This is a genomic window from Nitrosococcus halophilus Nc 4 (genome assembly GCF_000024725.1).
Taxonomy (GTDB): Bacteria; Pseudomonadota; Gammaproteobacteria; order Nitrosococcales; family Nitrosococcaceae; genus Nitrosococcus; species Nitrosococcus halophilus.
On record NC_013960.1, the window covers coordinates 1,745,898 to 1,768,635 of the forward strand.

General features: G+C 50.0%; 24 protein-coding genes. 17 read left to right on the forward strand and 7 right to left on the reverse strand.

Annotated elements, in window-relative coordinates; all coding sequences use genetic code 11:
- Nucleotides 1–90 precede the first annotated feature (90 nt).
- Nucleotides 91–663: a carboxymuconolactone decarboxylase family protein gene (locus NHAL_RS08305; protein ID WP_013032727.1), complete on the forward strand. Its 573-nt coding sequence runs from the start codon at nucleotides 91–93 to the stop codon at nucleotides 661–663.
- Nucleotides 664–673: 10 nt separating this feature from the next.
- Here NHAL_RS08305 and NHAL_RS22230 read toward each other — a convergent pair whose 3' ends face one another.
- Genes NHAL_RS22230 through NHAL_RS19765 form a run of 4 tightly spaced genes read right to left on the reverse strand, consistent with a single transcriptional unit; the run spans nucleotide 674 to nucleotide 2,262 of the window.
- Nucleotides 674–808, reverse strand: a complete 135-nt coding sequence (locus NHAL_RS22230; RefSeq protein ID WP_275261090.1) for a P-loop NTPase family protein — start codon at nucleotides 806–808, stop codon at nucleotides 674–676.
- Nucleotides 809–828: 20 nt separating this feature from the next.
- Complete coding sequence (locus tag NHAL_RS08310; protein ID WP_049780617.1) at nucleotides 829–1,353, reverse strand: DEAD/DEAH box helicase family protein; 525 nt, start codon at nucleotides 1,351–1,353, stop codon at nucleotides 829–831.
- Nucleotides 1,350–1,988: a helicase-associated domain-containing protein gene (locus NHAL_RS08315; protein ID WP_083761380.1), complete on the reverse strand. Its 639-nt coding sequence runs from the start codon at nucleotides 1,986–1,988 to the stop codon at nucleotides 1,350–1,352. The genes NHAL_RS08310 and NHAL_RS08315 overlap by 4 nt, the downstream gene beginning before the upstream one ends.
- Nucleotides 1,936–2,262, reverse strand: coding sequence for a hypothetical protein (locus NHAL_RS19765; protein WP_157862520.1), 327 nt, complete (start codon nucleotides 2,260–2,262; stop codon nucleotides 1,936–1,938). The genes NHAL_RS08315 and NHAL_RS19765 overlap by 53 nt, the downstream gene beginning before the upstream one ends.
- A gap of 288 nt (nucleotides 2,263–2,550) precedes the next feature.
- Between NHAL_RS19765 and NHAL_RS08320 the strand changes: the two genes are divergently transcribed.
- The 10 genes from NHAL_RS08320 (at nucleotide 2,551) to NHAL_RS08365 (ending at nucleotide 12,205) form a co-directional block, all read left to right on the forward strand.
- On the forward strand, nucleotides 2,551–3,684 hold the full coding sequence (locus NHAL_RS08320; protein WP_013032729.1) for an AI-2E family transporter: 1,134 nt from the start codon (nucleotides 2,551–2,553) through the stop codon (nucleotides 3,682–3,684).
- Nucleotides 3,685–3,720: 36 nt separating this feature from the next.
- Nucleotides 3,721–5,688, forward strand: a complete 1,968-nt coding sequence (locus tag NHAL_RS08325; RefSeq protein WP_013032730.1) for a CHASE2 domain-containing protein — start codon at nucleotides 3,721–3,723, stop codon at nucleotides 5,686–5,688.
- A 15-nt stretch (nucleotides 5,689–5,703) separates the two neighbouring features.
- Nucleotides 5,704–6,495 carry a DUF928 domain-containing protein gene (locus NHAL_RS08330; RefSeq protein ID WP_013032731.1) on the forward strand — a complete coding sequence of 264 codons (792 nt, stop codon included), beginning with the start codon at nucleotides 5,704–5,706 and terminating at the stop codon, nucleotides 6,493–6,495.
- Between the two features lie 831 nt (nucleotides 6,496–7,326).
- Nucleotides 7,327–7,641: a hemagglutinin gene (locus NHAL_RS08335; protein ID WP_013032732.1), complete on the forward strand. Its 315-nt coding sequence runs from the start codon at nucleotides 7,327–7,329 to the stop codon at nucleotides 7,639–7,641.
- 69 nt (nucleotides 7,642–7,710) lie between these two features.
- Entirely contained in the window at nucleotides 7,711–8,049 is a 339-nt protein-coding gene (locus NHAL_RS08340; RefSeq protein ID WP_013032733.1) for a hypothetical protein, read from the forward strand.
- A gap of 473 nt (nucleotides 8,050–8,522) precedes the next feature.
- Nucleotides 8,523–9,908, forward strand: coding sequence for a DUF4384 domain-containing protein (locus NHAL_RS08345; protein WP_203434375.1), 1,386 nt, complete (start codon nucleotides 8,523–8,525; stop codon nucleotides 9,906–9,908).
- A 13-nt stretch (nucleotides 9,909–9,921) separates the two neighbouring features.
- A complete protein-coding gene (locus tag NHAL_RS08350; RefSeq protein WP_013032735.1) occupies nucleotides 9,922–10,221 on the forward strand; it encodes a hypothetical protein in 300 nt (99 codons plus the stop codon).
- A gap of 184 nt (nucleotides 10,222–10,405) precedes the next feature.
- Nucleotides 10,406–10,936, forward strand: coding sequence for an OmpA family protein (locus tag NHAL_RS08355; RefSeq protein WP_162010826.1), 531 nt, complete (start codon nucleotides 10,406–10,408; stop codon nucleotides 10,934–10,936).
- Between the two features lie 11 nt (nucleotides 10,937–10,947).
- The gene (locus tag NHAL_RS19770) at nucleotides 10,948–11,802 is read left to right on the forward strand and encodes a head GIN domain-containing protein (protein ID WP_013032737.1); all 855 of its coding nucleotides are present in this window, start codon (nucleotides 10,948–10,950) and stop codon (nucleotides 11,800–11,802) included.
- The gene (locus NHAL_RS08365) at nucleotides 11,783–12,205 is read left to right on the forward strand and encodes a hypothetical protein (RefSeq protein WP_157862521.1); all 423 of its coding nucleotides are present in this window, start codon (nucleotides 11,783–11,785) and stop codon (nucleotides 12,203–12,205) included. The genes NHAL_RS19770 and NHAL_RS08365 overlap by 20 nt, the downstream gene beginning before the upstream one ends.
- A gap of 252 nt (nucleotides 12,206–12,457) precedes the next feature.
- Here the strand turns inward: NHAL_RS08365 and NHAL_RS08370 are convergent, their stop codons facing one another.
- Complete coding sequence (locus tag NHAL_RS08370; RefSeq protein ID WP_157862522.1) at nucleotides 12,458–14,941, reverse strand: caspase family protein; 2,484 nt, start codon at nucleotides 14,939–14,941, stop codon at nucleotides 12,458–12,460.
- Nucleotides 14,942–15,185: 244 nt separating this feature from the next.
- Nucleotides 15,186–15,620, reverse strand: coding sequence for a phosphate-starvation-inducible PsiE family protein (locus NHAL_RS08375; RefSeq protein WP_013032740.1), 435 nt, complete (start codon nucleotides 15,618–15,620; stop codon nucleotides 15,186–15,188).
- 218 nt (nucleotides 15,621–15,838) lie between these two features.
- Here NHAL_RS08375 and hemP point away from each other — a divergent pair, with 218 nt between their 5' ends.
- Both hemP and NHAL_RS08385 read left to right on the forward strand, forming a co-directional pair.
- Nucleotides 15,839–16,021 (forward strand): hemin uptake protein HemP, encoded by a 183-nt coding sequence (gene hemP, locus NHAL_RS08380; RefSeq protein WP_049780716.1) that lies wholly within the window; start codon nucleotides 15,839–15,841, stop codon nucleotides 16,019–16,021.
- A 215-nt stretch (nucleotides 16,022–16,236) separates the two neighbouring features.
- Nucleotides 16,237–18,555: a TonB-dependent receptor gene (locus NHAL_RS08385; protein WP_013032742.1), complete on the forward strand. Its 2,319-nt coding sequence runs from the start codon at nucleotides 16,237–16,239 to the stop codon at nucleotides 18,553–18,555.
- A gap of 97 nt (nucleotides 18,556–18,652) precedes the next feature.
- On the opposite strand, the gene NHAL_RS08390 is transcribed toward NHAL_RS08385, so the two are convergent.
- On the reverse strand, nucleotides 18,653–19,306 hold the full coding sequence (locus NHAL_RS08390) for an alpha/beta hydrolase family protein (protein ID WP_013032743.1): 654 nt from the start codon (nucleotides 19,304–19,306) through the stop codon (nucleotides 18,653–18,655).
- 122 nt (nucleotides 19,307–19,428) lie between these two features.
- On the opposite strand from NHAL_RS08390, the gene NHAL_RS08395 reads away from it, so the two are divergent.
- The 4 genes from NHAL_RS08395 (at nucleotide 19,429) to NHAL_RS08410 (ending at nucleotide 22,602) form a co-directional block, all read left to right on the forward strand.
- A complete protein-coding gene (locus NHAL_RS08395; RefSeq protein WP_013032744.1) occupies nucleotides 19,429–19,797 on the forward strand; it encodes an HMA2 domain-containing protein in 369 nt (122 codons plus the stop codon).
- Between the two features lie 351 nt (nucleotides 19,798–20,148).
- Nucleotides 20,149–20,961, forward strand: a complete 813-nt coding sequence (locus NHAL_RS08400; RefSeq protein ID WP_013032745.1) for a hypothetical protein — start codon at nucleotides 20,149–20,151, stop codon at nucleotides 20,959–20,961.
- Nucleotides 20,962–21,160: 199 nt separating this feature from the next.
- Nucleotides 21,161–21,808: an ABC transporter ATP-binding protein gene (locus tag NHAL_RS08405; protein WP_238985479.1), complete on the forward strand. Its 648-nt coding sequence runs from the start codon at nucleotides 21,161–21,163 to the stop codon at nucleotides 21,806–21,808.
- Nucleotides 21,805–22,602, forward strand: coding sequence for an ABC transporter permease (locus tag NHAL_RS08410; protein ID WP_203434376.1), 798 nt, complete (start codon nucleotides 21,805–21,807; stop codon nucleotides 22,600–22,602). Before NHAL_RS08405 ends, NHAL_RS08410 begins: the two co-directional genes overlap by 4 nt.
- Nucleotides 22,603–22,738 lie beyond the last annotated feature (136 nt).

The window sequence follows — 22,738 nt, forward strand, 5'->3', positions numbered from 1 at the left end:
ATTTACTCCCCCTTGCCTTTCTTTGCTAAGGAAGAGGCAATGAAAAGGAGCATTACTTTCTAAAATTGAGTATAGCTAAGGAGTTCAGCCATGCCTGTTATTTCAACCCCACCCGAATATCGGTTTCCCTGGTATATACGGCTGTTATTTTGGATTCAAAAACGCCGTTATGGGGCTGTATTTGAAGGGGCGCGTCTGTGGGGGCGTATCCCTAAAGTGTTTGTGCCTTTTGTACTTCTGTATCGAGCCATCGACCGCCGCTCTTCCCCTATCGATCCTCAATTACGCTCCTTGGTGATGGTGCGTGTTTCCCAAATCAACCATTGTGCTTTTTGCGTTGATCTCAATTCTGCCATGGTGCTCCAGCGTGGCCTTGAACCGGACAAGCTGATGGCCCTTTCCGAATTTAAGGCAAGCTCCTTGTTTAACGATCGGGAAAAAACGGTATTGGCCTATGCAGAGGCGATGACTTACCAGGAGCGGCAGCCCACTGGGGATCATTTCGAGCAACTGCGCCGCCATTTTGATGAGGAGACTATTATTGAACTCACCGGCTTAATTGCTTTTCAGAACATGTCCAGTAAGTTTAATACCGCCTTGGGTGTTGAGTCCCAGGGATTCTGCGTTATTCCAGCCCAGGAGAAGCGGATTAAAGGCAATTAGCCATTCAGGTTTAAAACAGCACACTGATGATGAGAATGCGTCGGCCCGCCTCCCGTTCTAGCACTTTCTGGAGGATTTCTGCTTTGCGAGGATTTTCTGCAGCGACTCGAAACTGTTGCCGCCGGGGTGCTAAGGCATATTCCATCTCCTGTTCCGAGGACTGGGCTATTCGCAATTCATTGCATTCAGCTGATAAGTCGACAGAGTCACGGGGCCAACCGCTTTTCTCTCCCCGCTGTATTCGGCGATGGCCTCGTTAGGTAAGTCTGTTTTGTCCAGCAGTTCTCGGCGCCATTGCTGCACTGAGGTCATGCTGGTGGTAAGCACCAGGGTATTTTCACCCACTGCGGCCATGGCCGCTAAACCCACGATGGTCTTACCGGCCCCACAAGGTAACACAATCACCCCGCTACCTCCTTGGTCGCTACCTCCTTGGTAAAAGGCGGCAGCAGCTTGCTGTTGATATTCGCGTAAGACGAAGGGAGAGCCGTCTGGGCTTATCTCCTGGAGTTGAATAGGCAAGGGTTCCCCGGCCACATAGCCGGCCAGGTCTTCGGCTGGATAACCCACCGCCACTAAGGTTTGTTTCAGCAAGCCCCGCCACTCAATCTCTACGCGGAAAGACAATTTTGTGAGCCGTTGACTTAACAGGGGCGCGACCCGGCTGTCCCGGGAAAGCTGCTCTATCATTTTTTGGGTAGGCTATAGCCGAGCTTGCGCAAAGCGGTACGAAAGCGGGTTTCAGCCTCTGCCGGCACGACCAGATGGTGGTGGCCGGCGAGCAGGCACAGCTTTCGGGTACGGGTATCATTAGCAATCAGCGCAGCCAGGGCCGGGTCGGCACATTCAATGAGCCGGGCCATCCCTTGATCTCTGAGACGGTGGGTGCGCTCTTCTACATCGGCAAGGAAGCGGTCCACTGTTTCCGGCAAGGACTTTATGCTGTGGTTCTCCAGGAATTGACGTAAGGCGCCGACGTTTCGGCCTTGCTCCGTCACTGCCAACAATTTTGCCTGATTTAATTTCCAGACAGCTTCGGAACGCCGATCTGCATAAGTGTCTAGAAAAAACGCCTCTGCCGGCGGGAGAGAATGTCCCATTACGACCAGTTCTAGGTTAGGCAGCACTTCCAGTTGTAAAGCTGATTTTCGAGGGGCGGGCGTGTAGCGCTCTTGGAGTCCCAAGCAAAAAGCGCCCAAAGGAGTAATGCGGAAGAACAAAAGCCCATCATAGCGGCTAAAAAACGCCATGTCATCGGTTCCCCACATCTCCTCATAATCCCGCCGCACCCCGGCAGGGGGAATGTAGGCCACGTCCACCTTCATACCAACGGGGTTCTTTTCCGTACTTGGCCTGGAAAAACTTAGCCTTGAAGCGAGGTTCTGTGGAATACACGGCTTCTGCTACGGCAGCCTGCTGGAGTTCATCAAGCTGTTTCCACACAGTCCGCAATCCTTCGCCATGCAATTGGGTGGAAATGGCTTCTACCAGGTCAGCTTTACGTATCGCCTTGGCCAGCTTTTTTAGAGTGTCAACAGTTTCACCCTGTAGGGCCTGAGAGAGAGTGGGAATAGGTTGCCAAGAAGTCTTGTTTGTCATCGTTTTTTTCACGCAGCTACCCCTTCTAAAGCGAAGCTTAGAGGGGAAGGAGGCGCGCCCTCCAATTTCGCTTTGTCTTTATTCAGGCCAAACCTGTCTTTCAATGCCACTTCCGTGATGTAATTACAGCCTTTATTGAACGTGCTCATGTTCGCTTCTGGCGAATCGGTGTGGGGACTTTCCTGTCCTCTGGCTCCACACCACCCCTCGCTCCAATACCTCAAAACTTTTGTCGAGGAACTTATACCGAGGGTAAAGTATCTATGTCAACGTGAGAGGTTTTTACTAGTGAGTGCGAGGCGGCAACTTAGATTTTGGTTAACTGGCTTTCTGCTCTTTCTTCTCTTAGTTTATTTGCTTCGGGAAATTCTGTTGCCATTTGTGGCGGGGATAGCGGTTGCTTATCTGATTGATCCCCTATGTGATAGGCTCGAGGACAAGGGATGGTCGCGCACGGTCGCTACCAGCCTGGTAACCGTGGGATTTATCTTGGCTGTCATCGTCGTATTGTTACTGCTGGTTCCGCTACTGCGTAACCAGATCATGCATTTGATAGAAGTGCTGCCTTCCTTGATTGCGCGGGTGCAGGATTCAACTTGGCCCTGGTTGCAAACGCTTCAAGAACGCTGGTCAGTTGATATCTCCCAGCTGGAGACGACTGCCAGAGAACAGGCAGGTACAGTGGTTAGTTGGATAGTACAAGCACTAGGTAAGCTGCTAAGCAGTGGTCTTGCCTTGGCTAATCTTTTGTCGCTGATTTTCATTACGCCAGTGGTGGCATTCTATCTACTACGTGATTGGAATAATTTAGTTGCTCGAGTCGATGATTTATTGCCGCGAAAATATGCTCCTGTCATTCGTGAGCAGGTCAAGCTCATCGATAGGGTTTTATCGGGTTTTATACGGGGTCAGGCCAGTGTGTGCCTGTTGCTGGGGACTTTTTATGCAGTGGGGTTAACACTGATCGGGTTGGATTTTGGGTTAATGGTAGGGATGAGTGCGGGATTGCTCTCGTTTATCCCTTATGTGGGCACCATCATAGGCTTTATTGCAGGGATCGGTTTGGCATTCGTGCAGTTTTCTGAATGGACCCCGATTGCTCTAGTGGCGGGAGTATTTGTGGTTGGGCAGATTCTCGAAGGCAATTTTCTCACGCCCCGCTTGGTGGGTACTCGAGTGGGATTGCATCCGGTGATGGTCATTTTCGCCCTATTGGCGGGCGGGGCATTGTTTGGTTTTTTAGGCATATTATTGGCTGTTCCGGTGGCTGCGGTGGTAGGAGTGCTGACGCGGTTTGCAATCAAGCAGTATGTGGCAAGCCATTATTATCTGGACTTCTCGCCAGCGGCGGATTCAGATGCTGAGTTAATGGGTAATGATTCCCCTGAAGCTAGAGCGCGAGCAGAGCATCGTGACCCATGAGGGGGCAGGGCATTAACACCAAAGTATTTGACACTGATGGCAGAATATTCGTTAGTGATGAAAGTGCGCCGGAATTTTTTGCGTCATGTTTTTCATTTTTTTCATTCCAAGCTTTTTTTGTCCTTGGGTATTGCTATTGCTGTGTTTGCTGGAATTGCCGGCGCTCGCCACGTGGGTTTGTTCCAGGGACTGGAGTTAAGCATCTATGATCGGTTCCTTGGATTCAGTCCTGATCGAAGAGGACCGGCACCGCCCATTGTCTTGATCCGAATCCAGGAGGCCGATATCCAGCGTTTCGGTTATCCCCTCTCCGATGGTCTGCTTGCGCAAACTCTAGAAAAGCTTTTGCCTCACGCTCCTCGGGCCATCGGCGTTGATTTATTTCGCGATCTGGCCAGCAGAGGACATGAGCGCCTGGCTGAAATTGTTAACAAAGACCCCCGTATCGTGATGGTTGACAAGCGTCTTGGTCAGTCTGTATCCGCCCCGGCATTTCTTGAAAACAGAGATCAAGTAGGCTTTGCCGACCTCAAACAAGATCAGGGCGGGATCATCCGTCGGGGACTTCTAATTCTCTGGAATCCCGAAAACCCAGCCCAAGCCTATTTGGCCTTCTCCCTACAACTGGCTCTCAGATATCTGCAAGAGGAGGGGATCACCCTCACTCCAGATCCTAGGAATCCGGCTTTGGTGGGCCTTGGCGAGACTACCTTGCCCCGCTTTCGAGCCCATGATGGGGGCTATCATGGGGCAGATGATGGCGGTTATCAGTATCTGATGGATTATGGGCGGGGTCCCTTGCCCTTTACCGCCGTCTCTTTATCAGCGGTGCTGGACGGAGAATGGGATCCTGAGGCTATCCGAGGACGGGTTGTAATCATTGGCACTACCTCGCCTAGTGTGCCTGATCGGTATGAAACCCCCTTTAGCAGCTTGGGCTTCGATCCTTTGTATGGTGTTGAATTGCACGCCCATGCTGCGGATCAACTCATCAGAGTAGCTCTCTCCGGGGATACTCCCCTCAAGGTATTGAGCGAGCAACAGGAACTAATAGGAATTTTACTTGCAATTGTAATGGGTAGCGCGTTGGGGTTTGCCACTCGGTCCTCGGTGCGCCTCACTTTTGCTGCCCTTGGCGGCGTCATTTTACCCGTAGGGGGGGGCTATTTATTTTTTCTTCAAGGTTGGTGGCTTCCCGTGGCAGCTTTAACGCTTGCCGGGGGGAGTGCCTTTGCTGCGGCTATCTTTGCTTTGTTCCTGCGGGAGCACCGAGAGCGCAAACAGATCATGGATCTATTTGGTTACTATGTCTCCCGCGAGGTCGCAGCAACGCTTTGGAGGCAGCGAGAGGAATTCATGGAAGCGGGGAGATTACGCCCCCAGGAGCTGACTATCACCGTGCTGATGAGTGATCTGATGGGCTACACTTCCGCCCTAGAAAAAATGGATCCTGCATTTGTCATGGATTGGATCAACCGCTATATGGGCACCATGGCCCAGATCGTGGAGGCTCATGGCGGCATTGTCGAGGATTATGCAGGAGATGGGCTGAAGGCAAGTTTTGGAGTCCCGGTGCCAAGAACCCACTCCGAAGCGATTAGTCTTGAAGCTCGACAGGCTGTGAATTGCGCCCTGGCTATGGGGGAGGAATTGGTCCGGGTAAATGCTAGTTTAAGGGCCCAGGGATTGCCTATCGATCGTTGCCGTATCGGAATCTGTACAGGTCCTGCCATTGCAGGTAGCGTGGGGAGCTCCCAGCGGATGACTTACACTACCGTGGGCGATACGGTGAATATTGCCGCCCGTCTTGAGAGCTTTGATAAAAAGGGATTTCAAGGTGAACTGAACTCTGGGTTTCGGATCCTAGTGAGCGAATCGACCTGGCAACGGCTCGGTCCAGGGTATGGCGCAAAGTGTATTGGTACCCATCCTCTCCGAGGCAGGGACCATCCTCTTACCATCTACCGGATTTATAGCCATGGGGCAAAGGAAACAGCCCCCTAAGGAGGAAAACGAGATATGACAAAACAACCTTTCGGTTATCTGATGCTTCTTAGCTTGGGTATGCTAATCTCCTTGATTGTCCTAGCAGGGGAAGACCGAAGCGATAAAGAGGCAGCGGCCACCGAAAAACGCTCGGAGAATTCTCCAGCGTTGTCTATTTCCCAGATCCCCTATATTCCTCCTGCACCGGAGCGTCTCACACCGGTGGTTCGGGTGGCAAGCGGCGCTACCCGAGGGGTGCAAGCTGTGGTTCCCACCGTGACCCTTTTGGCTCCTGAACATGTGGCGCTGACAGTCAAGGCCCAGCCGACCCTCTATTGGCACCTTCCTGAAGCGATAGAGAAGTCCGTTGTGCATACCTTGATTCCCCAAAATGCTGCGAAGCCACTTCTTAAGTTATCCATTCCGGGTCCAGTGCCAAGCGGCATTCATGCTCTTAAGCTTTCCGCACATGGCGCCCGCCTGGAGCTGGGAAAGGCCTATGAGTGGTCGGTGAGCCTGGAGAAAAATCCCCAAGCGTCTTTTTCCAACCATCGGATTGCCAGAAGATTCATCATGCGTACACCTCCGATCGCTGCTCTTCAGGCGACCACCACCGCTGACCCCTTAAGCCGCGCCCGTGCCTATGCCAAGGCTGGGGTCTGGTACGATGCCCTGGCCGTATTATCGGAAGAGCTTGCCAGTATTGCTAGGCAGCAAACGCTTCACCAGGGGCGTCTTCAGTTATTCGAAATGGCCACGCAACGGACGCTTCGGCAGGCGCGCACTCAACTGCTCGAACAAGTTGGTTTGTGGCCCATACTTTAAATTCTAGATAAATAGTTGGAGGCTGCTAGAGGAGCCGTTGCCGGCTTACGGCAGGGGTTGTCGAGGAGCTATTTCACGCCTTTTTTGTTGGTAAAGTCATGGAAGTGGATAGCCCACGTCAGCTATAAATTATTATTATAAATGGTTCTGTAAAACTTGAGCTTATGTTATAAAAGGGGCTAAAAGTAACCCCTAATCTCAGAGTTTGTTCTGGCTAAGGGAATAGCTCCATAAGTGAGCCATGGAGAAAAATCAAAACAGGACTTCGCTATTGAGGGGGCGGTAATTTACACCAAAAAAGAGTTAGCAGCCGTTTACCAATTTGATTGACGGTGGAGTGTTTCTTGGGGCAGATGTGACATTGGATATCACAACTAAAGGTTCTATAGGGGACGCCAATATTGTATTCGAGGACCCGGTAATAGCTGAGGTTAAGGAGACGGAGAGATTATCTTTAGCCATGGAGTAAGTACTGCCGGTTCCCTGGGTCCGGTCACTATTGAAAGCGCCCGCAATGTGGCAATGAACGGGCGGTTTGTAGCTGGTACCCCCCAGTTAATTGATAGCGGTAATTTTACGACAGTTAAAGATTCATTGTGAAGGCAGTTTCCAAGCAAAGGAGGAAAAAATGAGAGTTTTGTGATTTTTTTAACATTATTAGCGCGATAATTTTAACAGGAGTGAGTTCAACTAACGGATTATAATTTTTTCAGTGCAAGGGGATAGCAGTTCTGACTTGCATTTTATGACCCCGGTCATGGGAGTTCATTGATGGGGGTAAGAATTATACAACCTGTTGATTAATAATAAACTTAATTTATGAGGTGCAAAATGATGAAAAAGATGATGGTATTAGTAGCATTGGTGGCGGGCATGAGCATGGCAACGGGGGTGCTAGCTGAAGGATCGAAGATTAAAGGCTCGACTATCACTAATAAGGCCAACATTAAAAATTCTTCCAACGTAGCGGTTGGTGGACTTTTGGGGAGTGCTGAAGCCAATCAAGGGACAGTGAAAATTAAGGGCTCTAAGGTTAAAGGTTCGACCATTTCCAATAAGGCTGACGTTAAAAATTCAGACAACATAGCGGTTGGTGGGCTTTTAGGTGGGGCAAAGGCCAATCAAGGTTCTGTTGTTGTCGAGTAATCAAAAGTATGGATAAGGAAAGGCCAGGGATGGCTATTTCTTGATAACGCTAAAATAAGGAGTAATACCGTGTATCGAAAAGAAAGAAAATTGCAGGGGATATTTTTTTCACTAGTGTTAATGTACCCCCTAGCGGGAATGAGTTCTGACCTTGATGATGGTATACCCTTGGATACTCCAGTGGATGACTCATTAAAGACAGGGGTTAACATTCCTTATGTGCTTATGAAAGCAAAGGGGCGGGAGTTAAGCGCTAAAAGAAACAAGAGTAACACGCTGATTACCGATAAGGATGCCAATGCTGTTGGTCAAGGAAATATTATTTTAGGGCCTGGAGCAAAATTGGGCCCCGGAGCCGTTATCATTAATAACTCTGATAATAGAGGGGCAACGGCGGTAGCAAAATAAACCAGCCATGTTCTTATTTGACTGCTAATGTGCCATTCCAAGACAGGCAGCAACAATGCCTTATAGTATATATAGGATAATCTTTTAAAATCTATTTTCAAAATAGATTACGGTATATTGTCCGTGGAGGAGAATACCAGTATGGCGCCTTATAGCGCTATACTACGCCTCTTGTTATGACCTAATCAGATTGAATGAAAATCTGTGTGAGGTAAGTTTTATGTTTTGTCCTATATGGTGACAGAGGCAGTGAAATGAAAACCACGTTTCAATTTATAATATACAAAATCCTCGTGGCGAGTGCTACTGCTGCACTTCTTTCTGCTTGTAGCCTTAATCCTCAGAACGTAAATATTGATTTAAACAAAACGCTGCCTGAAGTTAAAACGACTATATTCAGTCGTGCGGTGAGGGGGTTAGGGCGAGCTAATAGGATTTATGGCCGCGGCCCGCTCAAAATCATGTCTAAGCCGATGACTGACAATACCGGCACATCCCTACCCACGAGTGGTGAGATTCCCCGCGATATTACGGAGATGGTAAAAAGCACCCTCAACTCCATTGGCGGGGGGATATTGTATGTTCCCTACGATCCGGAATTTATGTTGAACACCGCCCAGACCGGCTATTCGGAGTGGGGAGAGAAGCTCTTACCTAATGTGGTGCTAGTAGGGGGTATCACTGAGTTTGATCGGGGGCTGGTCACTAAGGAAAAGGCCCTGGATCTTGGTGGTACTCTAGAAGAGTTGGATTTGCCTATAGCGCTGGAGTTCGGGGATATCCGAAAAAACTCTTTGGCTAGCATCACTCTAGATTTCAACATGGTGGATTTCAGAACTTTTACTGGTATTCCTTTTATGCAGGCAGTCAATAATATCAAAGTGCATAAAGGAGTCGGTGAGGATCAATTGGGCTTTACAGTTTACGGGCAAACCCTGGGGTTGCGTGGCAATATCAAAAAAATCCAGGGTCGGCATGCAGCGGTGCGACTTCTAGTCCAGCTTAGTGTGCTCCAAGTAGTAGGTAAGTACCAAAAGTTGCCTTACTGGCGTTTACTTCCTGATGCAGAACCGGATTCCATCGTGCTTGATGCGGTGCGTGAAGAATTTTACAGCCTTGAGGAAGCTGATCGAATTGCCAAGATTCAGGAATATCTCTACCTATATGGTAAGCCGGTGAAAGTAACCGGACGTTTGGATAAGAGCACTCTAGATGCCCTTCAAGCCTTTAAGTCTAAGCACGCTCTGGGGAATGCTACTGCCGTTAGTGAAAAAGTTTATTTAGCATTGTTTGAAAATATTCCTATTGAGCCCCAAACTCAAGCACGTCGACGCCAGGCAAACGCAATGATCGAAAATTACCAGCAAAATCTCCGGGACTTAGCATTACAGGAAACGGTTGAGACTGTGGCAGAAGCCCCGCGTGAAGTCTCTGAGCCTCCTGAGGTTCAATCTGAATTGGGAACCCTCAAAGTGTGGCTCAATAAAAGCGAATTCCAGATTGGGGAGCATTTAGAAGTTTTTTTTGAGGTTACTAAACCCATGTTTGTGCGTATCGTGAGTATCAATGCTGCGGGTCAAATGGCCACGCTGTTTCCAAACCCTCACCAAAGCGATAATTATACCTTACCTGGCGAGGTCTATCGTATTCCTCCAGTTGATGCGCCTTTCACTTTGTCGGTTGCTGCACCGGCCGGCTTGGACAAGATTCGTGCTATTGCTGCAACTCAATCGATACCCGCTTCCTCTTTGCCTTTAACTGAGGAGGGTGAGTTTGATCAGAATAAAAAGGAACATTTTGCTTTTGCAGGAGCAGAATTCGAAGTCGTAGATAATGCTCTCGAAAAAGCCATGAATTGAGGGATGTTAAGCGATGAAATACTTGATGATCATTGTAGTGATCAGTTTGATAGTCGCTTGTGAAACTCCGACGGTGCGGCGGGAGGATTTTGCTGCTAAGCATCCTGATTGGGATCCTCAAATGGTAGAAGTGATTCGCGCTGGTATGATTGCGAAAGGAATGACCAAGGAACAAGTGCGCGCTGCGTGGGGGGAGCCTTGTAATACCTGTCAGGGGACCCGAAAATGGGAATGGGGCGAGTCGTGGGAGTATCGTACCCAAGTGGTTTTTTTTAACACTGAAGGCTTAGTAATACGGTGGGGTCCTAAATAAAAACTCTACTGTGTTTAATTTCTATTATCTTCAAAAGTATTTGCTATGGAGTATTTAGTGCAAATTTGAACTTAAAATATCAAATGGCTATACGAGGAGAAAAGTAATGACTAAAAAAATGTTTTTTAAATTGGCATTCTGGGGCGTATTTCCCCTTATAGTCATGGCCGCTTTGAGTTTGAGAATGGCAGCCGCCGAAGAGGTCAAACTGTTTACTAAGCCCCCTTCAGCAGATGAAATGGGAGCACTCCTTTTCCCTGAAAAAGAGAAGGTATCTCCAAAGCCGCAATTTAAAACCCGTTCGCTTGTGATGACACCTGCACCGTCGGCAACCCCTCAGCCAGTAGAGGAAAAGAAAAAATCCGTGGGTATTGCATTGCCGATCCAATTTGCCTTGAATTCATTTGAAATTTTGGACGAGACCCGGCCATATTTAGATGAAGTGGGGCGTTTGTTAAATATGGAGCAGTTTAAAGAGGAGCGTATCATCATCGAAGGTCATACCGATGCCCAGGGTTCGGAGAATTATAATAACTGGCTTTCCCAAGAGCGAGCCAAATCCGTTAAAAATTATCTAGTGTCCAGTTTTAGGGTCGATCCTGAGCGTTTGATGGTTGTAGGACGAGGGGAACGAGAGCCTCTGCCTGATCTGAACCCTAACAACGGTCTCAACCGTCGGGTGGAACTCCATCGGTTAGAGGAGTCAGCAAATTAAGGCCATCAACGATGACCAAGTACCTCGGCAAAAATTTTGAGAAGAACACAATCGGCTGCTTCTACAAGTCGACAACTAGGGTGCGCTGTGCGCATAAAGAAAAGTGTGCCGGCTGGGATAGAGGCCAGGAAAACCAACCCCACAAAACTTTCGCTGGGGTACTTAAATACTATGGAGTCTTGGCAGGGATAGCGCTAGGTTTTTTTGGTGTGGAGCCAGTAAAGGCAGAAGCTGTCACCGGAAAAATTGTGATTGACGGTAATGTCTATGGAGGCGGAAGTGTGGTAAGGGGCAATCACCAGCGCTCGGTAGTTCACCGCCCCTTACCATGCTTTGACCAAATTACAGTACAGGCAGGAGTGGATCTTGTTTACCAGCCCGGCGACAATTGTAGTGCAACCCTTGATGCTGATTCTAACCTTCATCCAATCATCGAGACCGATGTGGGCGGGGATATATTAAACGTTGCGTCGCGGCGTTCCTTCCAAACCGAGGGCCCGGTACAAGTGGAGGCGAGGAGCCCAGGTTTAAACCGCATCGATATTCTATCTGCGGCAGATGCGGTGTTGAGAGATCTCCATGTCCCTTCGTTGGTGATACGGGTGGCGGGTAGCGGTGATGTAAGCGCCCAGGGCCAGGTAGATCTGTTGGAGGTTATCGTAGAAGGCAGTGGAACGTTGGATTTGAGGGACCTGCATGCGACTCATGCCAAGGTTTTCGCAGAAGGGGCGGCCGATGTGATCGTTTATGCAGAAAAATCACTGAAGGTTAATGTTACCGGCGCGGGTGATGTTCTCTACTATGGTCGCCCTGCACGGGTGGAAAAAAATATCTCGGGTGCGGGTGATGTGGAAGCAGCCGAGTAAAGGGATATTATTAGCAGGGCTATTAGGGGGAGTAATGGGGCCGTCTTTTGCTTTTTCGCCGCTTGAATCTAGTCGACTTAAAGCGGGATTGATTCCTGCCACAGTATCAATGGAAGAATCAGCGCCTGCTAAAGAGTCAAAGAAACTTTCTCCTCAACCCTATTCCATAGAGCAGGAAAAAAAAACACAAAGGGGATATTGGGTGGAGGTGGCGGGTTATGGGGATTCTCGCTATGTTTATGGTCAGCTCCAGATTCTCGGCAGAGGGGAGGTGGCCGGCTATCTGTATCAAAATGCTAGTCGGCAAATATACGTCGTGGGGGAAATTGTGGGATCGAAAAGATTTTTAGTACGCGATACCGCGGGTGTCATTTACCGTCTGAGAGAGACCAAAGGAAAATAGAGACGTTGAATAACCTAGATTTGGTTTTTAGCCGCCAATGCACGCGAATAAACGCTTATAAAAATTTGCCTTAAATGATTTTCTGGCAGGCCAACTTTTGCCTGTCTCTAAGCTATTGAAATATTTGCGTTCATAGGCATTAATTTGCGGCTAAATATTTTATTTTAGGAGAATTAACAAGCAGCGATATGGGAACCGCTATATTCATAAAGCCTGTTACCTACGAACGCAATGACAATATCCCTGTAGGCGTCAGTTCGCCCAAACTTGGCTAAGCATCGAATCCCAAACGGCTGCTTGTGATTCAAAAGAGACAGGCACGAAGAAAAATTGTCCACCGGAGTGGCCCGCGTGTCGAATGGGGGCAAATTCGGGAACTTGGTCGAAATCCTGAGCCTGAGCTGCATCGGTGACGAGTGCCGAGACCTGGCGGTAAAGCCGCTGTCCTTCTAGGATTTCAGAGTTACGTTGCAAGGTGTTAATCAGCGCCCTAGCAAAGATTGAGTGGCCACCGCCACCCCCATCAAGGACCGGTTGGAGTCCTCCTGAACTCAATGCTTCCCGAGAGCGTTTCTTCAGCAGTTGTTTTACCCATTCGGCTCGTTTTTCCGCGGTCATTCCTGCTTCTAAACGTGCCACGGAGCTGCGGGTCAAAGCACCAGAGTAGCAAGAGTCCGAGATCACAAGAAGATGTCGGCTTGCCATAATCTTTAATAGGTCCGTTACGTTCTGTACGGAAATCCAGTTTGCGTTGCTGTCAGGTTCGGCGTCAACCGGTAGCCAATGGCCACGATCGTTTACTTTATCCAAAGTTCCATGGCCTGCATAGTAAATCAGCAAGTTGTCATCTTCCGATAGGTTCTTCCGATAGTCATTGAGTGCCTTCATGATTTCGTAACGGGTGGCGTTTAGCAGCACCTGGGTTTTGAACCCATATTTATTTTTCAGGATATCGCCGAGAACCTCAGCGTCGCGCATGGCTGTATCCAAGTGAGGAAGATGCTGGTACTTATTGTTGCCGATAACTAGGGCGTAATACTCCCCAAACAGGGATGGAGGTAACAAATGTTTAGGTGGAGTGTCGTCTTGAGGTAGTGGCAGCGCGACCAGGTCGCTGGCTGGCGAACGTTCTGGTACCAATGTGAATTCGATCGCCGACCGCTTGCCATTACGGTCCACAGCAACGATGCTGACCAGGGTTTTCTCTCCCCGGAGGGGCACGTTAGCCTTGAACAAGCCCTGATCATCCACCCTTTGTTCCTGCTCGTTGACAGTGAGTGACAGCAGTCCCCCGGGTGCCACGATTTTACCCACTACTGGCCGAGCTTCAAGTCCAGAGCGGGTATGGGCGGCGGGAGTCCCCCGGCTAATAACGAGTGGCGGTTCAATGACTTCGATGGTGGGTGCAACCGCAGCCAGTTTTTTGCTGGCTCCTTGTCCTTGGGCAAGTGCCTTCTCTCTACTTTCGGTTGCTAACAGGGTTTCAAGTTCTTTGATCCGAGCTTTCTGTTGCTCCAGACTTTCCGACTGCTTTTGATTTATTCGCTCCAGCTCAAGTAGCTGCTGTTGCTTAAACTGGGCCAGTTTGGCGCTTGATTTTTTATCCTGCTGTTCTAGATCGGTTCTTGCTTTCTGCAACTGTTCCTGAGTTGCCGTCAGTTGTTGGCGCAGTGCGGTTATGTCCTCATTGCGGTGGCCTAGTTCCGCTTTGAGCGTCTTGATTTCCTCGGTAGTGTCTGTGGCAAAGCGGGCCGCTCCTTGTTTCAGGTGTTTCAAAGTCTGCCGCTGTTGTACTGCGGTCTCTTCCAACCGGACGATGAGTTGCTGCTTACGGTAGAGTTTCGCCTTCTGCTCCCGCAATTGGGCCTCGAGGCGCAAAATTTCGCTGGATCTACCGCTATCTGCCAGTGCCGCTTTCTTCTGAGCGAGTTGTTCCTGTAGGGTGTTCAGCTCCTGTTGGCTACGGTTGACTCCACTCTGGCGGCGCTGTAGTTCTGTTTGTGTTTGCTCAAGTTTGTGCCGTGCCTTTTGGAGTTTCAGTCTAAGAGAATCGGCTTCTCGTTTGTAATGGGTCGCGTCTTTTCTGAGCTGTTCCAGTTGCTGGCTGATCCCTTCCACGGAGGATGCAAAAGCGATCTGCTTTTCCTCTAGCCCTGATGCTTTACGGTACCAGTTCAGGGCTTCAACGAGGTTCTGTTTGACTCCCAGACCTTTCTCATATAAGAAACCTAAATTGATTTGTGCTGGCTCATAGCCCTGTTGGGCTGCTAGGCGATACCATTTGGCGGCTGCTTGGTAATCTGGTGGCAGTCCCAAGCCTTTTTCAAAAATTTCCCCCACATAGGTTTGGGCCTCAGGATCACCCTGTTTTGCCTGGGGCAGCCAGACCTTGAGGGCAGTGGCATAGTTAGCGCGGTCATAAGCGACATATTCGCCGCCTCTCACGGCGCAATCTTTGGCGGTGGTGCGAAGGGGACGCCGGGCTGTCATATAGGTGAAACGGGTTCCCAATCTCCTGACTTGGGGAGGCAGCAAACAGTCGACCACCTGCATTTGGTCGACTTCGTTGATGCCAGATGGGGCATTCAATTGTTCAGCTTCGAGGGGGCGCTTAGAAGCACAAGAATTCAACAGCAACCATAGGGTTACCAGCGCCAAAACTCGAATTACTACAGCCAGGTTATTGTTGCCGGTGTACAAAAAACTCCCCTTGTCCACACGCATATGTTTTGTCACTTTCCGCTCTGGAGCAGCGGATTGCTTTAAAGAACGGCTCTTCTTTGCTGATCTTGAATTTGAAGGTGGGGATTAATTTCACCGAAGAATATTGGGTACAACACCATCGTCTAATTGAGTTGCTTTGTTTGTGATTTTGTTTTATGGGACTCTACCATAGAAAAATCAAATCATTAATTCAGGGCAGATCCTATAGCGGTTCCATCTAAATGGGAACCGCTATAAATCAGTGGGAGGCACTTTATTACTCCTTTCTTTTAGGGGGGGACCTGGAATGGAGTGGAAATATCCGTTTAATCAGGTAGAAAGCTACTGCAAGCGCAATCACGATGGCGGCAATCCCAATTAGGGTCAAGCTAGATAATTCCTTCACGTCTAAGATGATGATCTTACGGGCGATGGCGATCATCGCCACCTCTAACACCACCTGCACATGGAGAACTTTTTCATCGAAATACACCTTAATGGTTTCCAGAAGTTCAATCCCGATCAGTACCAGTAGAAAAAAGCCGAAGATATCCAGCAACTGATCCACATCGAGCAGCAGTACAGGCGGCGCGATAAGGTCTTTTACGATGAGCCAGCCCAGGTCAATGGTCGTCATGAGTAGAACAAAAGCCATCATCACAATGAGAGCAAGGACAATGATCTGCTCAAATACTTTCAGGAAATCTCTCATGGATTTTCTCTAACTCGAGTGTTGTTGCCATAGGTTCTGCAAGCATCAAGAATAGCTGTTGAATTTATAAGTATAAGAAAAAAATTAGTTTTTTGAGGGGCGATGTTTTTCTATGTAAAAAACTAATGATAAAAATTGACACAGATAGTATTTATTATGATAATAATTCGCATTCGAGAATTATGCAGGTTGGAATAATGAGGGATGGCGTTAATAAAGTGAATACTTCTTTGCCTGAAAAAAAAGGGGCAAGTGTTTCCCCCTCTCCAGGGGACAAGGCCCGTCTGCGCTTACATAGCACCACTTTGTTTACCCACAACCGCGAAGTGATTATCGAACATGAGGGGGAAGAATACCGCTTGCGCATCACCAGTAAGGGAAAGTTAATACTGACTAAATAATTTAAAACCGTAGCTAGCGGTTCCAAAATACTCTTTCACCCATCAATTTCAGCAGAGCTACGTTCCCGTTAGGGCGGAGTTCCTTCAGTTAAAAGAAAAAATAGAGATTAGGATACCTAGCCAGCCATCTTTTGTTCTCTGATGTCCTCCATCAAAAGACAGCCAGCCATGGTTTTTTACCCCAGAAATTTTTTGGTCGGAGGGAAAATTGAGCAATGTGGCGGATTCAAGGTTGGTACAGCGGGGAATGTTTTTTGGGTTTGGCGGCTATCTCACCGCTCTCTTACAAAACCATCCGTGAAGGTAATGCATTCTCGGCCACCAGGGGGAGAACTAGTCTTCAGTCATACGCTACGGTGCGGTGGCTTGTCCATTGCTCCTTCACCTTAGGCGTTCTAGGCATACTGTTGGGTGTGCAGGGACAGACGATGGCCGCTGAAACAGGGGAGGATAATCTTAAGCTACCCGGTATTGAAGTAAGGGCGGTACGTCAAGGGGGTGCCCTCGATACCCTCTCCCGCAACGTCACTCGGATCACGCGGGAGGAAATTGAGAAGCAGCAGGAAACGACCCAGAGCGTCGCAGAAATTCTGGGTAGAATGGTACCGGGGATGGCGCCTGCAAGCCAGACCTTTACCAACTTTAATCAGACCTTGCGCGGCCGCGACGTCCTGGTACTGATTGATGGTGTTCCCATGAATACCAACCGGAATATCTCCCGAGACCTGTTTAATATTAAAGCGTCGGCGATCGAAAGCATCGAAGTCGTTAATGGTGGTAGCTCCGTTTATGGCGGCGGTGCAGCTGGCGGCATCATTCATATCAACACCTTGCAGGGGCGACGAACGGAGGGTGTGGAGTTTGAAACCGTTTTGGGTGGCAGTAGCAGCTTGACCGAGCTTGATGATGAAGCCCTCAGCGGCCGATTGACACAAAAGGTCTTGGGCAAAACGGGACCGGTGGATTACACCTTTTCCTTTAGTGGCGAACAGACGCAGGGCTTCTTCGATGCGGAAGGTGACCGTATTCCGCCAGAACCTAGCCAGGGCGACCTTTCGGACACGGGCACGTTGGATGTACTAGGCAAACTCGGTTATGAATTTGGTGCCGATCAACGGCTTGAACTGACCGCTAGTTATTTCGACCAGGAACAGGATACGGATTTTATTTCCGATCCGGCAGTAAATGATTTTCCACCGGGGAGCGTGAAGGCACGGGCAGTGAAAGGGCTACAGCTCGACGAGCAGACGGCGAATGAAAATCTTTTCCTTAATTTGGGCTATACCAAAAAGGATCTCTTAGGGAGTAAGATTCAAGCCCAAGCCTACTATCGTGATTACCACAGTCGCTTTTTTCCTTTTGATGGGCGCCCATTCAGCGGCTGGAATGCTTTAGCGCAGACTTTTCTGGATTCGCAAGTTAGCGGGGGACGTCTGACCATCGACACGCCTTTCTCGCCGTTGGAAGGTGTGGATGCCTTCCTGCTCTGGGGTGCTGACCTCAATCATGAAGAGACGGAACAGCCGGCCACCATTTTCAATGGTGACGTCTTTGATGCCTCGGGGGGCAGGGTTTTCGAGGTGACCGACAAGGAGCGAACTTTCGTGCCGGAGACGACAACGGAGTCCTATGGGGTTTTCGGCCAACTCGAAGTAATACCGCTGGACCAGGTGATCCTGCGGGGGGGGATTCGCCATGAATGGGTAGACGTCAGCTTTGATGGTTTTGTTACCCTGGGACAGCGCAATGAGATCGAAGGCGGTGAGATTCATTATTCCGAAACCACCTTTAACGCGGGTGTGGTTTATACTCCTGTCTCTCCTCTCGATCTTTATTTCAACTTTTCCCAATCCTTTGAACTTCCAGATATTGGCCTGCAGCTGCGCTTTGCGCCTGAAGGCTTCGATGTCAGCGATTCCAACCTAGAACCCCGGATCACAGACAACTTTGAGGTAGGGGTGCGGGGGCGCTTTGGTGGCCTGAGAGTCTCTGCCGCAGGGTTCTACAGCGAGTCTGATTTGGGTCGGGTGTTCGTCGAGAATTTCTCGCTGGTGCAGGAGCGTACACCCGAGCATATCTATGGCGCTGAGGGCAGTTTGGATTATGCCTTTAGCGATCGGCTAAAAATCGGTGGCACTTTTACCTGGCAGGAAGGGGAGCGGGAGGATCCGGCTACGGGTGAAGATATCGCTCTGAACGGTTTCCGCATCTCACCCTTGAAGTTGACTGGCTATGCAGAGTACAGCCCCTTCTACTGGTGGAACGCTCGGCTGCAGGTGCTCTATTCCGGCAACCGTGATGATGCCGCAGAAGATGGGGTTGGTTTCGGTGGTCGAGAGGTGGAGGACTATACCGTCGTTGATTTGTATAGTAGCTTCGATGCGGGTCCCGGCACTTTGCGAATTGGTATTGAGAACCTGCTGAACAACCAATATCAGACCGTATTTGGCCAGTTGCTACGTAACGGGCGGAACACGAGTAATATCGCCGCCCGTGGTGCGACCGCGCGGGTGTCTTACACCTTGAGGTGGTAATGCCCATGTCTTGCCTGGCGAATGGAAGGCCCCGATAATTGACGGGTGTTGGTGCATTCCGGGACGGGCGCTATTTTGCCACGGAGCGCTCGGCCCATCAGGAGGAGCGTTTGGCGATAAAATCGATGATGGCTGCCATTGCCGCTTCCCAATTTTCTGTTTCCGTGCGCCCTGAGGCTTTACGGGGTTTAAAACTGTGGTCACCGTCATCCACCCAGTAGATCTGAATGGCTTCGGATAGCCCATAATGGGTCACTTCCGTGGCTTTTCCAAAGGGATCCCGGGTCCCTTGGCAGATCAGGGTAGGGGTTTTCAGGGCTTGGAGATGGGGCGTCCTTAACTGCTGGGGTTTTCCTGGCGGATGAAAGGGATAACCGAGACAGATAAGCCCAGCCACCCCTTGTTCATCGGCAATTAGGCTGGCCATGCGCCCCCCTAGGGATTTGCCACCAATGAGAAGCCGCTGCCGCGGACAGCCCCCATCCACCATGGATGTGATCATACACCGCCAGGTCTCTAGCAATACCGGTTCCCGGTCTGGCGGTTTTTTCTTGCCTTGGTGCCGTGCCTGCATATAAGGAAATTCAAAGCGCGCCACCCGTAGGCCACCGATACTTTTGCCTTGGGCCGCCAGATCCTCGGCGAAGGCCACCATAAAAGGGGAGTCCATGCCCACACCGGCACCATGGGCCAATAGGAGGGTCCAGGCAGCTTCCTTGGGGCCTGTCCAGAGTAATTTTGATGTTTCCATGGGAAGGACTCAAATTTCTCTTTAAAAAAGGTTATTAGCCTATTGCTTGGAAAAAAACATTAAAGTAAATTAAATAATAATAATTATCGTTTTTATTAGATAAGCAAAAAGGGGTAAGTAAAGTGGCATACTATATCCATAGTTTACCGGGTAGGTTACGGGTCCGTTCACCCTTTATTAAACATTATCCCACCCAAGCTGAAGTCCTCAAGGGACGGATCGCCGGTTTGCCGGGTGTCCAATCCGTTAAAATCAACCCCCATGCCCGCAGTATTACCGTTCTCTACCACGCTCAAGAATTAGCCGCTGATACCCTCTTGGAGATGTTTGAGGAAGTCGGGTGCTTGGAGAGTGCCCTACCCAGCCGTGATCGCTCCGCTGCGGCAGTCAAAGCTGGTGAAATGTTTGGCAAGGCCGTATTTGATGTCTTTATTGCCAAGGCCCTGGAGCGTTCCGTGGTTTCCTTGTTAGCTGCTCTTAAGTCGAGATAGGGAGGAAGGGGGCTCAGAGTTGAGACCTGCTATATGCTTGTGCCCTCCTCAATAATCCCGCTCTTTACAAATAATCCTAACCTATTACGCTTTTATTTAAAGAGGGTTAATGAGCAAATAGGTCCCACCTAAAAGAAAAATCAAATCGAGAAAGTGTGAATTTATAGTGCAAGGATCTGCATGAGCTATTTAGAAATCTTCTCCCAGAGAGTCTCCGGCCTCGCGATACCCTGGAAGTAAGACAGGCCGAGGACTCCATGGTGATGGAGGAAATGCCGATAGCCGAGTCGGAAACATCTAGCGAGGTTATTTCTCTTCCAATGGGTATCAGTTAGCCAAAGAAGGGGGCTCATGCCAAGCGTTTCGCTGACCAAAGGGCTTAGGTCGGAATACCAGACACTATTCGATAGCTGCGTCATCGATAGCGGCAAGAGCGGCGAGGTGGAGGCTCTCATCACTAAGCTGGGCAATCATCGCGAACGCTATTTCGCTGTTGCTGAGGCGCTGAATATTCCCTGGTATTTCATTACCGTCATTCACAATATGGAATCTTCCCAGGATTTCTCTTGCCACTTGCACAATGGGGATCCGCTCTCCGCACGCACAGTTCATGTGCCCCAAAACAGGCCTCCTAAGGGCTTACCCCCCTTTAGCTGGGAGGAAAGCGCTATCGATGCGTTGAAATTGAAGAGGCTTCATAGGTGGCAAGATTGGAGCGTGGCGGGGCTGCTTTACAAGCTGGAAGGTTATAATGGTTGGGGTTATCGGCTTTATCATCCCCATGTTTTGAGCCCCTATCTTTGGGGTTATTCTAGCCACTACAAGGGCGGTAAATACACCGCAGATGGCCGCTGGTCCGACGCGGCGGTATCCAAGCAGTGCGGTACGGCGACTCTGCTGCGCCGGATGGCCGAAAAAGCGCTGGTCGAATTACCGCTGCCTCCGCTGAAGCAATCGGTTGCCCGCCACATGAGGCAGGGACTATCCTGGGTAAGATATTCTAGCCAAGGTCCATTGCCTTATGCCCGAGAACTGCAAGAATTTCTCAATACTTTCCCTGGTATCTATATCAAGCCGGATGGTTGGCCCGGGGAAAAGACTTCGGAGGCTTTTCAAAAGGTAACGGGCTATTACTTGCAAGGCGATCCGAGGGTGGGGCAGTGAGCTAGTTATATGGCTTTATCCCTTTAGTCATGTGCTAAGGGGAAATGCTCAGGCTATTTAAAGCCCTAGCCAATGGGATTGGGCCATATTTGCTGCTCTCTTGTTTCTGGTAATGGTGGGTTTGTTGCAGGCCATCCCTGGCCCGCCCTCTGCGGGCGTGCCGCGCTCAACGCCACCGAGTGTAGCATATAGCATTTCCTTGAAAAATGAGGCAGGAATACTGACTTACCAGAACCCTAAATTTCTTATCATGCTAACCGTTCATCATTTACGCCGGACGGGCCTTTCTCCGGTCTCTTTCACTTTAGCCGATGGAGAGTGCATGGCCGTGCAGGGCTCCTCTGGTTCCGGCAAGAGTCTGCTGTTGCGTGCCCTTGCCGATTTAGATCCCCATGAGGGGGAGATCAGCCTTGACGGTAAATCTTGGGACTCTATACCAGCGACCCAATGGCGGCGGCAGGTGGTTTATTTACCTTCCGAACCGGGTTGGTGGAGCAATTATGTGGCCGATCATTTTCCTGTTTGGGAGGAAGCGATTCCCTGGGTAGAGGCCCTGGACTTGCCCGCGGCGATTCGGGACCGGACCTTGGAACGCTTATCCACGGGTGAGCGCCAGCGTCTGGCGTTGGCTCGGGCGCTGGTTTTGGATCCACGGGTGTTGCTGTTGGATGAGCCCACCTCTGGACTGGATAATAAAAGCACCTACAATGTTGAACAAATCCTCAAGGAACGTTTAAACAGGGGCACCGGCCTTCTTTGGGTGACTCATGATCCAGCCCAGGCTCGCCGGGTCGCCCAGCGATGTTTGTTCTTGGAAAACGGTCATGTCCATGAGGAATGGCTTTGAATTATCTTTCTCTCGGTACTTTCGATCTGGCCATTGCCTCGGTGTTGGTGATCCTCAATGGCGCTTTGTCCTTTTTCCTGGGACTTGGGTTAGAGCGGCAACTCCTGATTGCGACTCTTCGCATGATCGTGCAGTTGGCCCTCATTGGGCTCGTGTTGAAGACACTCTTCGCCCTGTCTTCTCCTGGATGGACAGGGTTTGCTGCCTTAATCATGATCCTCTTCGCAGGCCGGGAGATCATGGCCCGCCAGGAACGCCGGATGACAGGATTTTGGTCCTATGGCCTGGGGACGGGATGTATGCTGCTGGCGGCAAGCTTGGTCACTATTTTTGCCTTGACCACTCAGGTCCGGCCTGATCCTTGGTATGACCCCCGCTACGCGCTGCCCTTATTAGGGATGATTCTTGGCAATACCATGACCGGGATCAGCTTGGGTCTACACAGCCTTTTGACTGGGCTGGTGCGGGATCGCAGTGCCGTTGAGGCCCAACTGACCCTGGGGGCCACCCGCTGGCAGGCGACTCTTCCCGTGACCCGGAATGCCCTGCGCAGTGCCTTGATGCCGATCATCAACACTATGGCGGCCACGGGCTTGGTGTCCTTGCCGGGGATGATGACCGGCCAGATTTTGGCCGGCGCCGAGCCCATGGAGGCGGTGAAATACCAAATGTTGATCATGTTTCTGATTGCCGGTGGCACGGCGTTTGGGTCGATAAGCGCTGTGTTGGGGGCTGTCTATTGGTTAACGGACGCTCGGCATAGATTGAGGCTAGAGCGGCTGAGGCAGCCTTAGAGCATCAAAACGGACGGCACTATAAAGGCGCGAAGCGCACAAAGAAATCAAATCCAGTATTTCCATATTTTTTTCTGTGCCGAATTAAGGGCTTTTTTCACGATTAGCAGGAGAAAAACCTGTAAAGTTTGTCGAA

Bases quoted from the DNA above. Each gene is read 5' to 3' on its own strand.
- NHAL_RS22230 (WP_275261090.1), bottom strand. From the start codon at position 808: ATGGAATATGCCTTAGCACCCCGGCGGCAACAGTTTCGAGTCGCTGCA.
- NHAL_RS08325 (WP_013032730.1), top strand. From the start codon at position 3,721: ATGGCAGAATATTCGTTAGTGATGAAAGTGCGCCGGAATTTTTTGCGT.
- NHAL_RS08305 (WP_013032727.1), top strand. From the start codon at position 91: ATGCCTGTTATTTCAACCCCACCCGAATATCGGTTTCCCTGGTATATA.
- NHAL_RS08400 (WP_013032745.1), top strand. From the start codon at position 20,149: ATGCCAAGCGTTTCGCTGACCAAAGGGCTTAGGTCGGAATACCAGACA.
- NHAL_RS08310 (WP_049780617.1), bottom strand. From the start codon at position 1,353: ATGATAGAGCAGCTTTCCCGGGACAGCCGGGTCGCGCCCCTGTTAAGT.
- NHAL_RS08315 (WP_083761380.1), bottom strand. From the start codon at position 1,988: ATGAAGGTGGACGTGGCCTACATTCCCCCTGCCGGGGTGCGGCGGGAT.
- NHAL_RS19770 (WP_013032737.1), top strand. From the start codon at position 10,948: ATGACCAAGTACCTCGGCAAAAATTTTGAGAAGAACACAATCGGCTGC.
- NHAL_RS08385 (WP_013032742.1), top strand. From the start codon at position 16,237: ATGTGGCGGATTCAAGGTTGGTACAGCGGGGAATGTTTTTTGGGTTTG.
- NHAL_RS08375 (WP_013032740.1), bottom strand. From the start codon at position 15,620: ATGAGAGATTTCCTGAAAGTATTTGAGCAGATCATTGTCCTTGCTCTC.
- NHAL_RS08335 (WP_013032732.1), top strand. From the start codon at position 7,327: ATGATGAAAAAGATGATGGTATTAGTAGCATTGGTGGCGGGCATGAGC.
- NHAL_RS08365 (WP_157862521.1), top strand. From the start codon at position 11,783: ATGTGGAAGCAGCCGAGTAAAGGGATATTATTAGCAGGGCTATTAGGG.
- NHAL_RS19765 (WP_157862520.1), bottom strand. From the start codon at position 2,262: ATGACAAACAAGACTTCTTGGCAACCTATTCCCACTCTCTCTCAGGCC.
- NHAL_RS08350 (WP_013032735.1), top strand. From the start codon at position 9,922: ATGAAATACTTGATGATCATTGTAGTGATCAGTTTGATAGTCGCTTGT.
- NHAL_RS08345 (WP_203434375.1), top strand. From the start codon at position 8,523: ATGACTGACAATACCGGCACATCCCTACCCACGAGTGGTGAGATTCCC.
- NHAL_RS08330 (WP_013032731.1), top strand. From the start codon at position 5,704: ATGACAAAACAACCTTTCGGTTATCTGATGCTTCTTAGCTTGGGTATG.
- NHAL_RS08355 (WP_162010826.1), top strand. From the start codon at position 10,406: ATGGCAGCCGCCGAAGAGGTCAAACTGTTTACTAAGCCCCCTTCAGCA.
- NHAL_RS08390 (WP_013032743.1), bottom strand. From the start codon at position 19,306: ATGGAAACATCAAAATTACTCTGGACAGGCCCCAAGGAAGCTGCCTGG.